The 15865-nt window shown below is 60.4% G+C and carries 9 protein-coding genes; 4 read left to right on the plus strand and 5 right to left on the minus strand.

Annotated elements, in window-relative coordinates; translation table 11 throughout:
• Window positions 1-101 precede the first annotated feature (101 nt).
• Window positions 102-1997, plus strand: a complete 1896-nt coding sequence (aauS, locus tag ACW9JC_RS21830; RefSeq protein ID WP_457457498.1) for a two-component sensor histidine kinase AauS — start codon at window positions 102-104, stop codon at window positions 1995-1997.
• A complete protein-coding gene (gene aauR, locus ACW9JC_RS21835) occupies window positions 1994-3322 on the plus strand; it encodes a two-component response regulator AauR (RefSeq protein ID WP_457457500.1) in 1329 nt (442 codons plus the stop codon). The genes aauS and aauR overlap by 4 nt, the downstream gene beginning before the upstream one ends.
• A gap of 127 nt (window positions 3323-3449) precedes the next feature.
• Here aauR and ACW9JC_RS21840 read toward each other — a convergent pair whose 3' ends face one another.
• From ACW9JC_RS21840 to ACW9JC_RS21855, 4 genes are all read right to left on the minus strand, one after another.
• Entirely contained in the window at window positions 3450-4358 is a 909-nt protein-coding gene (locus ACW9JC_RS21840) for a hypothetical protein (protein WP_457457502.1), read from the minus strand.
• Window positions 4355-5050 carry a hypothetical protein gene (locus ACW9JC_RS21845; RefSeq protein WP_338584968.1) on the minus strand — a complete coding sequence of 232 codons (696 nt, stop codon included), beginning with the start codon at window positions 5048-5050 and terminating at the stop codon, window positions 4355-4357. Before ACW9JC_RS21845 ends, ACW9JC_RS21840 begins: the two co-directional genes overlap by 4 nt.
• Window positions 5051-5148: 98 nt before the next feature.
• Entirely contained in the window at window positions 5149-5814 is a 666-nt protein-coding gene (locus tag ACW9JC_RS21850; protein WP_457457504.1) for a DsbA family oxidoreductase, read from the minus strand.
• An 82-nt stretch (window positions 5815-5896) separates the two neighbouring features.
• Entirely contained in the window at window positions 5897-6928 is a 1032-nt protein-coding gene (locus ACW9JC_RS21855) for an alpha/beta fold hydrolase (protein WP_457457506.1), read from the minus strand.
• A 203-nt stretch (window positions 6929-7131) separates the two neighbouring features.
• Here ACW9JC_RS21855 and ACW9JC_RS21860 point away from each other — a divergent pair, with 203 nt between their 5' ends.
• Window positions 7132-12318, plus strand: a complete 5187-nt coding sequence (locus ACW9JC_RS21860; RefSeq protein WP_457457508.1) for a dermonecrotic toxin domain-containing protein — start codon at window positions 7132-7134, stop codon at window positions 12316-12318.
• Window positions 12319-12443: 125 nt separating this feature from the next.
• On the opposite strand, the gene metE is transcribed toward ACW9JC_RS21860, so the two are convergent.
• The gene (gene metE, locus ACW9JC_RS21865) at window positions 12444-14768 is read right to left on the minus strand and encodes a 5-methyltetrahydropteroyltriglutamate--homocysteine S-methyltransferase (RefSeq protein WP_457457511.1); all 2325 of its coding nucleotides are present in this window, start codon (window positions 14766-14768) and stop codon (window positions 12444-12446) included.
• Window positions 14769-14878: 110 nt separating this feature from the next.
• Between metE and metR the strand changes: the two genes are divergently transcribed.
• Window positions 14879-15796, plus strand: a complete 918-nt coding sequence (gene metR / locus ACW9JC_RS21870; RefSeq protein WP_150702006.1) for a transcriptional regulator MetR — start codon at window positions 14879-14881, stop codon at window positions 15794-15796.
• Window positions 15797-15865 lie beyond the last annotated feature (69 nt).

The raw sequence follows: 15865 nt of genomic DNA on the forward strand, positions 1-15865 counted from the left end.
ATTTTGCCTTTCAAAAAGCAACATCAAAAGATCGCAGCCTGCGGCAGCTCCTACAGGGAGTCCTCTGGGCTTGTTGTTGTGGTTGACCCAAGGCATCTGTGATGAAATGCGACCCCGATCTCTACCGCGCCACGTCGCCATCACTCGCCGTGAAACCCCGTCTGATTCGCCATCTGTTCCTGCCGCCGCTGATCATCGCCCTGATGATCGGACTGGGTTACATCGGCTTTTGGGTCAGTGAACACTATGGCATCCGCAGTCTCAGCGAAAACGGCCAGCGTCAGCTGGAACTGCACGCCCGCGCCGTCGAAAGCGAGATCAGCAAATACACCTACCTGCCCAGCCTGCTGGAACTCGAAACCAGTGTTTCGAAGCTGCTGGCCGACCCGAGCCCGGAACACCGGCAAACGGTCAATGATTACCTTGAAGGCCTGAACCGGCGCAGCCGCAGTCGGGCCATCTACGTGATGGACACCACCGGTCGCGTCATGGCCACCAGCAACTGGCGCGATGTCGACAGTTACCTGGGTGAAGACCTGTCCTTCCGTGCCTATTTCCAGAACGCCGTGCGCGGGCAACCGGGGCGCTTCTACGGCATCGGCAGCACCAACGGCGAACCCGGCTACTACCTGGCCCATGGCCTGGAAGAACACGGCAAGATCATCGGCGTCGCGGTGGTCAAGGTCCGCCTCGAAGCCATGGAAGAACGCTGGCAGCGAGCGCGCCTGGAAGCCTTCGTCAGCGACGAAAACGGCATCATCATTCTCTCCAGCGATCCCGCGCGGCGCTTGAAATCCGTGGTGCCGCTAAGCGATGAAACCAAAGAGAAACTGGCCCGCAGCCTGCAGTACTACTGGTTCCCGCTCAACGAACTGCAACCGCTGGCCCGGGAAACTCTGTCCGAAGGCGTGGAAAAACTCACCTTCCCGGCCAACAGCGAACTGGTGTCCGACGATGAAAACATCAGCTACCTGTCGCAAACCCGGCCCTTGAGCGATACACCGTGGAACTTCACCCTGCTGACGCCGCTGCAGGATCTGCGCCGAGAAGCGATCAATCAGGGGATTCTGGTGGCGGTGGCGTTTGCCCTTGTCGCCTTCCTGCTGATTGCCTGGAACGAGCGGCGCAAGGTGATTGCTACACGTCTCGCGGCCCGGGAAGCCTTGCAGGAAGCCAACAATCAACTGGAGCGTCGGATTACCGAACGCACCGTCGACCTGCGCGCCAGCAACGAACGGCTCAAGGGCCAGATCCGCGAACGGCGCCACGCCGAAGAGACCTTGCGCCGCGCTCAGGATGAACTGGTGCAGGCCGGAAAACTCGCAGCCATCGGCCAGATGTCCACCAGCATCGCCCACGAACTGAACCAGCCGCTGGCAGCGCTGCGTACGCTGTCCGGCAATACCGTGCGCTTTTTGGAACGTGGCCAACTCGACGTGGCCAGCACCAACCTCAAGACCATCAACGAATTGATCGACCGCATGGGCCGCATCACTGCCAGCCTGCGCTCCTTCGCCCGGCGCGGTGACGACAAGGGTCAGGCGTGCCTCGGCAAAGGTGTCGAGGCGGCATTGCAGTTGCTCGATGGACGAATGAAAAACACGCAGTTGCACCGCTATTTCGAAGAGGTGCAGGTGCAGATCGACCAGACCCGCCTGGAGCAGATTCTGGTCAATCTGATCGGCAACGCCCTCGATGCCATGCAGGCGCAGCCGCAACCCGAGCTGTGGCTTGAAGGCGAAGCGTTCGATGGCAAGTATCGCCTGCGTGTGCGGGACAACGGCCACGGTATCGACGCCGAAGCGCGCAAGCACCTGTTCGAACCATTCTTCACCACCAAGCCCGGTGAACAAGGCCTGGGCCTTGGCCTGACGCTGTCCGCCAGCCTCGCCGCCGCCACCGGCGGTCATCTGGGTGTCGAGCACCCGGCCAGCGGTGGCACCGCATTCGTCCTCAGTTTACCGTTGGTAAGCCCCACTCCCGCCGAGCCAATATGAACAACGACCTTAGTGTATTGATCGTCGAAGACGACCCCCACGTGCTGCTCGGCTGCCAACAGGCGCTGACCCTGGAAGACATTCCCTGCATTGGCGTTGGCAGCGCCGAAGAAGCTCTGGAGCGGGTCGGTGACAACTTTGCCGGCATCGTCATCAGCGACATACGCCTGCCGGGCATTGATGGACTTGAATTGCTCGGTCGGCTCAAGGAACGTGATCGCAGCTTGCCGGTGGTGCTGATTACCGGCCACGGCGACATTTCCATGGCCGTCGGCGCAATGCAGAAAGGCGCCTACGACTTCATGGAGAAACCGTTTTCTCCGGAACGGCTGGTGGATGTGGCCCGCCGCGCGCTGGAGCAACGCAGCCTGGCGCGGGAGGTGTCGTCGTTGCGTCGGCAACTGGCCGAGCGTGATTCCCTCGAAGGCCGGATCATCGGTCGTTCGCCGGCCATGCAGAACCTGCGCGAACTGATTGCCAACGTCGCCGATACCTCGGCCAACGTGCTGATCGAGGGTGAAACCGGCACCGGCAAGGAACTGGTCGCCCGTTGCCTGCATGATTTCAGTCGCCGTCACACTAAACAGTTCGTCGCACTGAACTGCGGCGGCCTGCCCGAGAACCTGTTCGAAAGCGAGATTTTCGGCCACGAGGCCAACGCCTTCACCGGCGCCGGCAAACGGCGGATCGGCAAGATCGAACACGCCGACGGCGGCACACTGTTCCTCGACGAAGTCGAAAGCATGCCCCTGCCCTTGCAGATCAAACTGCTGCGGGTATTGCAGGAACGCACCCTTGAGCGCCTCGGTTCAAACCAGAGCGTAGCGGTGGATTGCCGGGTGATCGCGGCGACCAAATCCGATCTCGACGAATCGAGCAAGGCCGGCGAGTTCCGTAGCGACCTGTATTACCGGCTCAACGTGGTGACCCTGGAACTGCCGCCGCTGCGCGAACGCCGCGAAGACATCCTGCAACTGTTCGAATACTTCTTGCAGCAGTCATCGCTGCGCTTCGACCGCATCGCGCCGGAGCTGGATAACCAGACCGTCTCGAACCTGATGAGCCACGATTGGCCGGGCAACGTGCGCGAACTGCGCAACGTCGCCGAGCGCTTTGCCCTCGGCCTGCCAGCGTTCAAAAAACCCGGTGCGGGCGGCAGCACTCCGGGCCTGGCCTTCGCCGAGGCGGTGGAAGCCTTCGAACGCAACCTGTTGAGCGATGCCTTGCAACGCAGCGGCGGTAACCTCACCCAGGCCAGTCAGGAACTGGGCATGGCCAAGACCACCTTGTTCGACAAAGTGAAGAAGTACGGACTGAGTCACTGATTCACACTTTAGAAGCGCTAATCCCCTGCTCCGCAGCGGTGTTCCAACGATAGCGGTGTGTCAGTCAATGATAATGTCGACTGATGCGCCGCTATCGCGAGCAAGCTCGGCTCCTACGGGTAAAGCGTTACTGTCCGTAAACCTTTTCGAGCTGCGCCTGGGTCAGCGCATCTTCAAACGGCACCGGCACTGATTTCACCGCGCCATAGAGGTTGCGGTAACGCCAGTAATTTCCGTTGTTCGCCAGTTGATAACCGCGCTCGACCACGCGCTGACCATCAAGCACATAACGCAACGTTTCCTGAGCCGCCGGCGGTGGCGTTGGTTGCATCAGGTCGGTAGCCAGTACCCGCATGGACTCGTCGATGCACTCGTCGAGCACCGCGGTGACCTTCGTCAATTCAAGGTTGCCGTCATCGATGCATTGGCTGCCACAGCGACGGATCGGCTGGCTGGTCACCTCAATGCGCATGCGGTACAACGGCGAACCCGCGATATCCTGGACCTGAACCTGATTGACCAGGACAAAGCTGCCACGATCCGGTGTCAGCATCAGTTTCGGCTCGATCAACAAACGCGCCGTAACCTGCCCTTCACCCTGCTTGAGCCCAGCCACTTGTGATGCCTGCTGATAGCGCTGCTGCAATCGTGCCTGCAAGGGCACGCCGGCGAGCAAATCCGCCATCGGCCGCGAATCCTTCAGGGCCGATTTTTCAGCATCGCGCTGCAAGGTGCCGCTGCCCATCTGGGTGTTGACCAGACTGGCCACCAACACCCCGGCCAGCCCGGCACCGGTGCCCGAGTTCAGCAGCAGGGCCTGGCTGGACGACGCAGCCTTCAAAGCGTCCTTGCTGTCGATCACAGTGCTGGCACCGACAAAATCTTGCGGCACCTGCACATCGACTTCGAGCCCGTGCGCCTGGACATAAGGCAAAGCCGCCTGATCCTTGAAACCAGCCTCGGGAGCGGGTTTCTGCGCACAGCCGCCCGCCATCAGCAGGGCCAGCACGCTGGCCGCTACGATTGAACGCCTCATTTGGCGAACGGGGTGATCATTTGCTGGCGGCTGTTATCCACAGCCTGGTAGAACGCGTTGGACAGGTTGGTATAGGTCGGTTCGTCCCACTCGCCCTGTGCGGCTTGTACCGCGACAAATGGCTGGAACCACAGCAGCTTGTTGTCGGCCAGATCAACCACCATGCCCTGCCCGCCGACCTGCGCCATCGGCACACTGGTCGGCACGATGCTGTAGTAGCTGCGGGTCGCACCGGTGGCAGTGACATACACCAGCAGCAGGCGATCGATGCCATATTTGGCTTTCATCGGCGTCAGGTCTTTGATCGTGTAGCCTTCGCGAAACTTGGTTTCCTTGTAGGCCTTCAGGTCTACCTTCTCGTCGATGCGTTTGGCTTTGTAGCCCTTGGCTTGCAATTTGGCAACGATGGTATCCGGTAGAGTGTCGAAATCGCGTACTTGCCAGGTTTTGACGTTGTCACTGAGCTTGCTGTTGACGCCGGAGTTGATGGCGTAATCGAGAATCCCCTGGTTACCGGTCAACGCCAGTACTGGCGGCGGCAATTCGCTGATCGCCACGCCGATGGTCGGCTCCTTGGCATCCCAGAATTGTTGGTCGAGCGGTACAGGAGGTTGAACGTTGGCACAGCCGGTGAGGGTCAGGCAGGCGAGCAAAGTCAGTGCTGCGAATGTGCGTAGAGCGTGGAATGTCATGGATCAAATCCCTATGATTGAAAACGTTACTGCGTATATCGGCAGCAACGGCCAAAACCATAGTGGCATATTGACACTTATTTGACGACAGCATTCCGTCAGCTGACTGTTCCGCCCTTCGCCTCACTGATGATTTGCCGGATTGCCCCGACAAAAGTTTCCACCGGTTGCCCGCCCGTGACGGCGTACTGGCCGTTGAAAACTACCGTCGGCACCGAACTCACTCCGCGCGACAGCCACAACTGTTCTTCCTCGCGAACCTCTGTGGCGAATTCTTCCGACGCCAGAATCGCCTCGGCCCGCTGCCTGTCCAGTCCGACGCTTTGCGCGATGGTTACCAGTTGAGCGTGATTGGAAGGATTGCCACCGTCGCTGAAATACGCCTTGAACAACGCTTCTTTCAGTTGCTGTTGCAGCCCTTCCAGCCCCGCCCAGTGCAATAGACGGTGAGCATCGAAGGTGTTGTAGATACGGCTGTTGCTGTCGGTGCGAAACGCAAACCCGACCTCGGCGCCGCGTGCGCGGATCATTTCGCGATTCTTTTGCGATTGCTCCGGTGTCGAGCCGTACTTCTCAGTGATGTGTTCGGTGATGTTCTGCCCTTCCGGTCCCATTTTCGGGTTCAGTTCGAAGGGCGGGAAACGGATCTCGGCACGCACCTCGTCACGCAAGATGTGCAGGGCTTTGGTCAGACCATACAAACCGACGACGCACCAGGGGCAGGACACGTCGCTGACGAAATCGATTTTCAGTGGGGCACTCATCGTTCACCTCGCTGGCTGGAACACGCCGGAAAGTTTGAACGATACACCTGCATTGAATGATTTTGTGTAGTGGATCGCGGTGTTAGAGGAGATTATGTTCGGCCACCGGCTCGATCTGCGCCCAGTGCGAAGTGTCCTCGCGATGCTCGCGCAAATACGGCAGCACCGCCGCCAGCAACGGCGCCTTGAACGTCTCCTGGAATCGATGCGCCAACCCCGGAATCAACTTCAACTGGCTGCCGCGCAGGTGCGCCGCCAGATGCACGCCATGCATCACCGGCAACAACGGGTCGGCGGTGCCATGCACCACCAGCGCCGGGACGCGCAATTGATTGAGCAACGCCACCCGGCTTGGCTCGGCCAGGATCGCCATGATCTGCCGTTTCACGCCTTCGGGATTGAACGCCCGGTCATACGACAGTGCCGCCTGATGCAACAACGCCTGGCGATCATCAACGATCGTCGGGCTACCCAGTGCCGCCAGCAAATCGGCCTGTTGCTCCAGGGCCACTTCACGATTCGGTGCGCCGCGACGCGATAGCAATTGCACCAGCGCCGCACTTGGCGCCGGCAGGCCTTCGGCGCCGGATGTGGTCATGATCAGGGTCAGGCTTTCCACCCGTTGCGGCGCCATGGCCGCCATGTGCTGGGCAATCATGCCGCCCATGCTCGCGCCCAGCACGTGGAATTGCTCGATATGCAACGCATCCATCAGGCCCAGGCCATCGTCCGCCATGTCGGTCAGCGAGTACGGTGCCGAGACTGGCAAACCGAGCTTGTAGCGCAGCACTTCGAACGTCAGGTTGGCTTCAAGCGGCGCTTGCCGCCAGGTCGACAGGCCGACATCGCGGTTGTCATAGCGAATCACCCGAAACCCTTGCTGACACAGCGCAATCACCACTTCGTCAGGCCAGTGAATCAACTGCCCGCCCAAGCCCATCACCAGCAGCAATGCCGGGTCCGAGGCACGGCCGATGCTCTGATACGCCAGGCTTACCTGGGCCAGATCCACCCGCTCGGTCGGAACATTGACGTCACAACGAGACGCCGCCAGGGACGGCAGGCCGAACAAAAATGCGGCCAAAAATACAATTCTTGATAAAAAAACACGCATGAAAAACACCAAAACGCAGAACCCCAGTAGAGCGCGAGTCTGATGAAGTTTGTTCAAGCGCGCTGCCACACTTCCATGACAGTTTGATGAAGAGTGCCGGGCGGTCATTGCCTTGCGATAACTATGTACCACCAACGCTGTTCACCACGGACCTCTAATGGCCCCATCGCCGGCATGGCCCGGCCCATTGGAGATCTGTCGTCATGCTCGACGAACCTACGCCCCCACTGGCCGACTTCGGCCTCATCCCCCTTGTCGCCAGTGTGGATCAGTCACTGTTGCTGAGCGCATTGGCCCGCTGGAAAGAATGCCGCAATCAGTGGCTCGACCTTATGGCGCAAAGCCCCCGACCACCACTCGACAGCACGTGGTGGAACGCACGCGCACGCGGCACTGACGTTTCCCGCAGAGCCCACGCAACCCGGCTGTATCGGCAGCATTTCGAGGCTTCGAGCCAGGTGGCTTTTGCACTTGGCAGCTTGCAGGCTGAACAGATGAAAACGCTTGAGGCGGCGTCCGATGCGACTGCGATCTCTGTCGAGCAGCTCACACTGAACAGCGCCGAACTGCCGGGCGCCCTCGTCATCTCCCAGGGCTCCGCGCACCCGGTTGCACAAATGCTCTACCTGCCCGCCGCCCAAATGGCATGGCGCTCTTTTTCCAGCCGCAACGATCTCGAACGCTGGTTGATTGACTACCAAGAGCAATTGCGCGGGCCATCGCGAATCGATGCCGATACGGTGACCGTTGCCTACACCGCACTGGCTAGCGACCCGCTGGACCTCGGCGCCGAGTCTCTGCTGAGCCAACTGTCCAGCGCTGAAGCGGATCTACGTGACAGCGCTTTTGCCCCGGCGCCTGACCTGCCAATCAGCGAGGAGCCATTGAGCGACGACGCAGCCTTTTTCGGCCTGTTGAGTCCGGACATTCCCCTGGGTTTGCGACGCAAGGCTCTGGCGCAGCAACAGTCGGCGCTGGAAAACCTGCTGGGCAACGACTTACAGGACAAGGGCGATGATCCACGCCGGCAACAGCTACAACGGCAACTCGATGCCCTGAATACCGCGGAGAAAGCCAGTGTTCGCGCCGCGACGGCCCTGCTCGCCACCGCAAATCCGTTGCGAATGCTGGAACTGCGCAACCTGCCGAATGCCGATTATGCGGCCCTGTACCAGGCCCGCCTCGCTGGGTTGCGTGCTGAAGCCGATGTGCAGCTGACCCTGAATCAGATCAGTAGCGAAGAACATCAGTGGCTGATGACAGCGCTGGACACGCCGCATCATCTGGACGGCCATTCAGAGGTGGTGGTTGCACGCCTGACGCTCCAGCTGATCGAGCCCGATAGCACCCGTTCGCCGACTCAGACTCAAGAGCTGGACGGCGTCCTGCTGTTTACCCATCCCTCCGCGTTGCAGTCCGACTCGGCGCAAAGTCTGTTGCTGTACTGGCCCGGTCGCTTCGGTGGTCTGCAGCGCTTTGACTCCCGGCAAGCGCTTGAGCAAACGCTGTTCAAACTGACGACCCATGACCAGTCGCTGTTGCTCTCACCGTTGAGCGTCAACCCGTTTGAATACGCCTTGCAGAGCCAGCTCTACCGCTGTGAACAGCAGGCCGCGCAATTGATCGCCGAGAACCCCGTTCCGTCCCATACAAACCAACGCGCCGTGAAGATGGATAACCTGCGCGAGCAGACACTCGCTCGCCTGACCGTGGCGATTCCTGCCGCCCGGGAACTGGCCTTCGCGCAATGGCTGGAACAGAGCAACAGCAGTGGCTTGGCCAATAGCTTGCCGCAATGGTTCGGCACACTCACCGATGCTCAACGCGCGCAGTTCAAGGGGCTGTTCACGTCCTGCATCACAGCGATGAAGCGTGCCCATGAACTGCTTGAACGCGAGCTGCCACCGAGGGAGGCCTTCAGCAAAAAAGCCATCGACGCACGCTTGCGTCAGGACTTCGGCTTGACGCAAAACGTCGAGGTGACGCTGGACCTGCCCGACGCCACCCATTGGCAAAAAATCCTGAGCGACGGTGCCGCCCCTGGGACGCCGCAGCAGAACGTACTGATCGCCAGCCCGCAACGAAGCCGGTTGTCGCTCGCCGAACTGGCGCAAGGCAATATCGATCAAGCGTTGTGGTGGCGATTGTCCTTCATGAAGGTCGAGATCACTGCCGATGACCAGTCGGAACGCGAGAAACTCAAAAACGGGATCACCCAGGCCTGGCTGCGCAAAATGGTCACTGAGCTGGACTTGGCCGGGAAATATGAAACGCTGATCCGCGACACGTTCCTGGGAACGTCGAGCGCTTCGACCTTCAGCAACGAACATCGACGCGAATGCCTGAGCGAACCCTGGCGCCTGATGCTCAAGCTGCAAGGCGAATCCGCCATGCTGCAACAGCAGATCAGCGCCGCGGGCCTGCAAGTGCTGCAACTCGCCATCGACGCCAGTAGCCGCGAGGGTTACGCGGTCGGCGGCAAGCGCATCGTGTTGCTGCCGGCGCACCTGACCGTGGGCGGCGAAGATACGCAGAAACGCGGGCCAAGCACCTTGGCCGGCGTGACCTTCATCGAGGAGCAGATCAGTGGCCTGACCCTGCTCTACCTGCCCGACAGCCCCGATGATCAACTTCTGCGCGAGTACGCCAGCCTCGAAGAAGCGCGCAAATCCTTGTTCAACCTGTGCCTGCACACACGAATGGTCAGTTACCTGGCCGACCGCGCCCTGACCGGCGAAAACGCCCGGCACGTCAGCCGGATCAATGAGGCATTGCTGAAGAATTTCGATGCCCTGATTGGCATCGGTACACCTTGGCCGGCGACCACCTCACTGGCGGCGCACTTGCTCAATGTGCACATGGGCAGGTTACTGGAAGCTCATCGCGCTACATCACGCTCCAACGACGCCTTGTTGCTGGAGCGTGTCGCGTTGCACTCAGGAGCGATGTTCAATTATCTGAAAATGGCCGTGGGCATGTTGCCGTTCGTGGGCTCCGCCGTGGCGTTGTACGACGCCTGGAGTAGCGCCAACCTGGCGGTGGCGGCATTCCTGCGCGGACAGGTCGGTCATGGTTTGGCCGAAATTGAGGCAGTGCTGCTGTCGTTGATTGACGCGGCAATGGACGTGCTGCCCGGCACCGCGGCGACGCCGAGTGTTGCCCGCGCCGCCACTCGAAATCGCCATTTGCACAGCGTGACGAACAGCGCGGGCGCCTTGCACATGGCCACGCAACGACAAGCCCGGCATACCCTGGAGCGCTTCAGGGGCTACGAGTACGAACACCAGATTTCTCTGGCCGGCCTGCAACCAGGGGGCCACGGTGTCTATCGCAATGTCTATCGACACGCCGACGGCGATTTCATGATCAGCCACGGGCGTATCTACCGCATCGAACTGAGCAGCAATCCACAGCGCTGGCGCTTGCACGGCACGTGGGCCCGCCCCTACAAACAGCCCATCGCCCTCGACGAGGCGGGGAACTGGAATACTCATTACGCGGTGTACGGCACCGTAATCGAGGGCGGTGGTGCCGGTGGCGGTGCGGTGCTCGGCCACATGGCTGACGGGCTGGACCCGCTGTGGCCGGCCGCCATTCGCCGCTGGTTGCCACGCTGGTGGGCCGATCGCGCCTTGCGTCGTCAACTGACCCTGACCAATACCGCCGACGCCTACACCCGGCGACTCGATACCCAGACCCGCGCCACCAACACCTTGCTGAACGACTACTTCGATGCCCCGCCTGATGCGCAGCGACCGGCGCGAACCCAGGTCGACCTCGCCAGCGCGAACGATATCGAGCTCGCACAAAACCAATACCTGAACCTGGAAGAACTGATGCAGTACAGCCATGGCCGAAAACGCGCCATGATCGAAGACATTCAAAGTCGCTGCGCCTGGATTATCGTCGACCGCTCGATTCGCAGAGTGGTTTTGGCCAAGGAGCGTTTGGTCGAGCACTTGAACCGCATCGATCAGCTCATTGCGCGTTCCGACATGACGCCGCTCACCGATACCGCCACACACATCCAGCTGATGGCGCAGCGCAAGGAAGTACGCAAAGACTTCCTCAAGGAGTTTGACCACCTTCACGACCACGTCGAGGACGCCCACCGCTGGAACCGTCGAATCACTAACCGCACGCAAAAGTCGATGATCAAAGAAGACATCGAGACCCTAAGCGACAAATTCAGCGACGCCAATCACTACTACCTGAAATCGGCGCATGTGCTGGAAATCATCACTCACTATGAAGCCGTCACCGATCTGTCCTGGGTTTACTTTCATGTGCAACTCAAAGAGACGCGCAACAAGGTCGGACGCGCCCTGCTCACCCAGCATCAACTCCCGGAAGTACGTGCCAGCTTCAGCCAACGCAACAAAGTGCTCGAAGACTGCCTGGCCACTTATGCCGAGTTCCGCCGCCAGCTCAGCGCGTGGGCGCTCGGCTATCCGCAGCATCTGGATCTGCCCGAGGTTGCGGTGTTCCTGGACAACCTGGAGAAGGTCGAAGAATTCGCCCGCCATGCAATCAAGCATCGACCGTCCCACGCACCGAACGAGGGACGCAGCGGCAAGCAGCTCTTTGAAACCGAGGACAATCAGTTACTGATCGGGGTCGCCAGCACTGACGCCGTCACCCAACAAAAGCGTTTCACCCTTGAAGGTGTCGACGGCCATACGGAAACCTGGCTACCTCGTACCAGTGGCAAATATCACCTGAGTGAACCCGTGGTCAGCGCTCAACCTCAGTTGCCGATGGATGTCGGCCCCCTGTTGATCGAAGCTCGAAAAAGGCTCGGCGCGACAGATGCCTACAGAGCCCAGGTTCAAGGCTATGCGCGGCGCAACATGCTGCCGGTCGACCTTGAACACATGATGAGCAACGAGGCGGCGGAACTGAACATGCGTGCCCAGGCCATCGAACGGCTGTCACCCACCGAGACGGTCGCCATGCAATTGCGCAATCGCGCGGATGAGTTGGCTCGCACTGGACGCACGCTGCGAATCGATCAATCGATGAACAGCAAAACCCCGACCGAGGGTTATCTGGACTATTTGCTGGAACAACAGGTTGTGGATATCCGCAAGGAAGGCGTCCTGCGGGATCTGGGTAAACGCCCGGACGGACGCAGGGATTTTTTGCAGGAGTACGAGGTACGCGATCTACGCGGTGAAACGGCGCAAACCTTGTGGTACGCGCACTTTCACTACACCTCCGCGAAGCCTGCGTTCAACGAGTTCGCCAAGGGTCATTTGAAGTTGCCGGAACAACGCAACCTCGGCCTGCAATGGCAACAGGCTGTTGCCGCGAGCGGAGCGCCGGTTGAAGCGATATGGCGCGGCGACATCGGCAAGCCGCTGGGGACCAAACACTTCTCAGATCTCTGAAAAACGAAAAAAACTGTAGGAGCGAGCTCGCTCGCGATGGACTTCAACGATGACGCGCTCATTCCGGATGAACGCGTCGCCCTCGGGTCCATCGCGAGCAGGCTCGCTCCTACAGGGGGCCGTGATCAGGCCAGTTGACTGCGCAACTGCCGCGCCGCCGCCACCATGTTCACCAGCGCCGCTTCGGTCTCCGGCCAGGCGCGGGTTTTCAAGCCGCAGTCGGGATTGACCCACAGGCGCTCAGCCGGGATGCGCTGTACGGCCTTGGCCATCAACTTGACCATCTCGGCCGTGTCCGGCACCCGTGGCGAGTGGATGTCGTAGACGCCCGGGCCGATATCGTTCGGGTAGTCGAACGCTTTGAAGGCTTCCAGCAATTCCATGTCCGAACGCGAGGTTTCGATGGTGATCACATCGGCATCCATCGCCGCGATGGCTTCGATCACGTCGTTGAACTCGCTGTAGCACATGTGGGTGTGAATCTGCGTTTCGTCTCGCACACCGCTGGCGCTCAGGCGGAACGCTTCCACCGCCCAATCCAGATATTCCTGCCATTGCGCCCGGCGCAGCGGCAAGCCTTCGCGAAACGCCGCTTCGTCGATCTGCACGATTTTGATACCGGCGGCTTCCAGGTCCACCACTTCGTCACGCAGGGCCAGGGCCAGTTGCTGCGCCTGGACTTTGCGCGACACGTCTTCACGTGGGAACGACCACATCAGCATGGTCACGGGACCGGTGAGCATGCCTTTCATGACCTTGTCGGTCTGGTTCTGGGCATAAGTGATCCAGTCGACGGTCATCGCTTTCGGACGGCTCAGGTCACCGTAAATAACCGCCGGTTTCACGCAACGGGAACCGTAGCTTTGAACCCAACCAAAACGGGTGAACAGGTAGCCGTCCAGTTGCTCGGCGAAGTACTCGACCATGTCGTTGCGCTCGGCTTCACCGTGCACCAGCACGTCGAGGCCCAGGCGTTCCTGGACCTGCACGGCGTGACGAATTTCATGGTGCATGGCGTCGGTGTAGTCGTTCGCCGACAGCTTGCCTTGCTTGTACGCCTGACGCGCCAGACGGATCGAACCGGTCTGCGGGAACGAGCCGATGGTGGTGGTCGGGAAAGCCGGCAATTTGAGACGTGCGCGCTGTTGTTCGATGCGTTTGGCAAACGGTGACTGACGCTGGCTGTCCGCCGCGCCGATGGCATTGATCCGGGCTTGAACCTCAGCCTTGTGAATACGCGGCGACTCGGCACGGCTGGCGGTAATGGCGCGGCTTTGCGCCAAGGCTGTTTGCACTTTTGGCGCTTGCGGGTCGTTCAGCGCATCGCGCAGCACGGCGATTTCGCCACACTTTTGCACGGCGAACGCCAGCCAGCTTTTCAGTTCCGGGTCGAGTTTGTCTTCGCGCTCCAGGTCCACCGGGCTGTGCAACAGTGAGCAGGAACTGCTGACCCACAGATTGTCGCCAAAGCGCTCCTGGGCAAATTGCAGTTGTGCCAGCACCGGCTCCAGTTCGCAGCGCCAGACGTTGCGACCGTTGACCAGGCCCACCGAAAGAATCTTGTAGATCGGCAGGCGATCGAGCACGTGCAGCAATTGATCCGGCGCACGCACCGCGTCGATGTGCAGACCTTGCACCGGCAGGCCGACGGCCAGGCCGAGGTTGTCTTGCAGGCCGCTGAAGTAGGTCGCCAGCAGTTTTTTCAGCGGCGAATATTGAAGGATGTGGTAAGCGCGTTCGAAGGCGTTTTTCCATTCCTGCGGCAGGTCGAGGGTCAGGATCGGTTCGTCGATCTGCACCCACTCCACGCCCTGTGCAGCGAGACGACCGAGGATTTCGCCGTAGATTGGCAGCAGGCGTTCCAGCAGATCGAGCTTGTCGAAGTCGTTGCCATTGCCCTTTGATTTGCCCTTGCCCAGCCACAGGTAAGTTAAAGGGCCGATGATCACCGGTTTGATGGTGTGACCCAAAGCCTTGGCTTCTTCGACTTCGTCGAACAGCTGTTCCCAGCTCAACTTGAATTGCTGGTCAGCGGTGAATTCCGGGACCAGATAGTGGTAGTTGGTGTCGAACCACTTGGTCAGTTCCTGGGCGTATTGCGCTGTGCCATGCTCGCCGCCGCAGCAGGTAGCAGTGGCGCCACGGGCCATGGCGAACAGGGTGTCGAGGGTCGGCAGGCCGCGCTCGTCCTTAGTGCTGTCGAAACGCTCGGGGACTACACCGAATGCCAGGGAATGGGTCAGCACCTGGTCGTACCAGGCGAAGTCGCCGACAGGCAGCAAGTCGATGCCGGCGTCTTTCTGCAATTGCCAGTGGGTGGCGCGCAGTTGGCGGCCGACGCTTTTCAGCGCGTCCTGATCGAGATCGCCCTTCCAGTAGGCTTCGAGGGCTTTTTTCAGTTCGCGGTCGGCGCCGATGCGCGGGAAACCTAAAGTGTGGGCCACGGCCATGTCGAATGTGCTCCTGTATAAAAGATGGCGCTATTGTCGACAGCCAACCCAACATGAGACAAACTCAACCTTTTCGTGTTGATCACAAGTTTTCCTCATGGAGCCCTCCGGTGCTTGAAATCCGTCACCTCAAGACCCTCCACGCCTTGCGCGAAGCCGATAGCCTGGTGGACGCGGCCGACCGCCTGCACCTGACCCAATCGGCGCTGTCCCACCAGTTCAAGGAACTGGAAGAGCGCATGGGCATGCCGCTGTTCGTGCGCAAGACCAAACCGGTGCGTTTCACCAGCGCCGGTTTGCGCCTGCTGCAACTGGCTGATGCCACCCTGCCGTTGCTGCGCGCTGCCGAACGTGACATCAGTCGACTGGCCGGCGGCACTGCCGGGCGCCTGCACATGGCCATCGAATGCCACAGTTGTTTCCAGTGGCTGATGCCGACCATTGACCAGTTCCGCGATGCCTGGCCGGAAGTCGAACTGGACCTGGCGTCGGGCTTCTCCTTCGCCCCGTTGCCGGCGCTGGCCCGTGGCGATCTGGATCTGGTGGTGACGTCCGATCCGGTGGACCTGGTGGGCATTACGTATGTGCCGCTGTTCACCTACGAAGCAATGCTCGCCGTGGCCAACCAGCACAAACTCGCGAGCAAGGCCTACATCGTTCCGGAAGACCTGCTCACGGAAACCTTGATCACCTATCCGGTGGAAAGGGATCGTCTGGACATCTTCACGCGCTTCCTGGAACCCGCCGACGTCGAGCCGGCCCAGGTCCGCACTTCGGAACTGACGGTGATGATGATGCAACTGGTGGCCAGCGGACGCGGCGTGTGCGGCATGCCCCACTGGGCGCTGCATGAATACAGTTCGCGGGGTTACGTGAAGGCCAAGCGCTTGGGCGAGAAAGGTCTGTTTGCGACGTTGTACGCGGGGATTCGCGCTGACATGCTGGATGCGCCGTACATGCGCGATTTTCTGCTGACGGCGAAGGACACGTCGTTTTCGACGTTGGATGGGGTCAGTGCGGTTCGCTAGCAACATGCGGGGACTGGTTCTCAACCTTTAGAAGATCGCAGCCTTCGGCAGCTCCTACAGGGGCACGCA

The sequence above is a fragment of the Pseudomonas sp. SDO5591_S426 genome (assembly GCF_054070755.1).

Excerpts from the sequence above, each read along its gene's own strand:
- ACW9JC_RS21850 (WP_457457504.1), bottom strand. The coding sequence starts at position 5,814 with ATGAGTGCCCCACTGAAAATCGATTTCGTCAGCGACGTGTCCTGCCCC.
- metE (WP_457457511.1), bottom strand. The coding sequence starts at position 14,768 with ATGGCCGTGGCCCACACTTTAGGTTTCCCGCGCATCGGCGCCGACCGC.
- aauR (WP_457457500.1), top strand. The coding sequence starts at position 1,994 with ATGAACAACGACCTTAGTGTATTGATCGTCGAAGACGACCCCCACGTG.
- ACW9JC_RS21845 (WP_338584968.1), bottom strand. The coding sequence starts at position 5,050 with ATGACATTCCACGCTCTACGCACATTCGCAGCACTGACTTTGCTCGCC.
- ACW9JC_RS21840 (WP_457457502.1), bottom strand. The coding sequence starts at position 4,358 with ATGAGGCGTTCAATCGTAGCGGCCAGCGTGCTGGCCCTGCTGATGGCG.
- ACW9JC_RS21855 (WP_457457506.1), bottom strand. The coding sequence starts at position 6,928 with ATGCGTGTTTTTTTATCAAGAATTGTATTTTTGGCCGCATTTTTGTTC.
- ACW9JC_RS21860 (WP_457457508.1), top strand. The coding sequence starts at position 7,132 with ATGCTCGACGAACCTACGCCCCCACTGGCCGACTTCGGCCTCATCCCC.
- aauS (WP_457457498.1), top strand. The coding sequence starts at position 102 with ATGAAATGCGACCCCGATCTCTACCGCGCCACGTCGCCATCACTCGCC.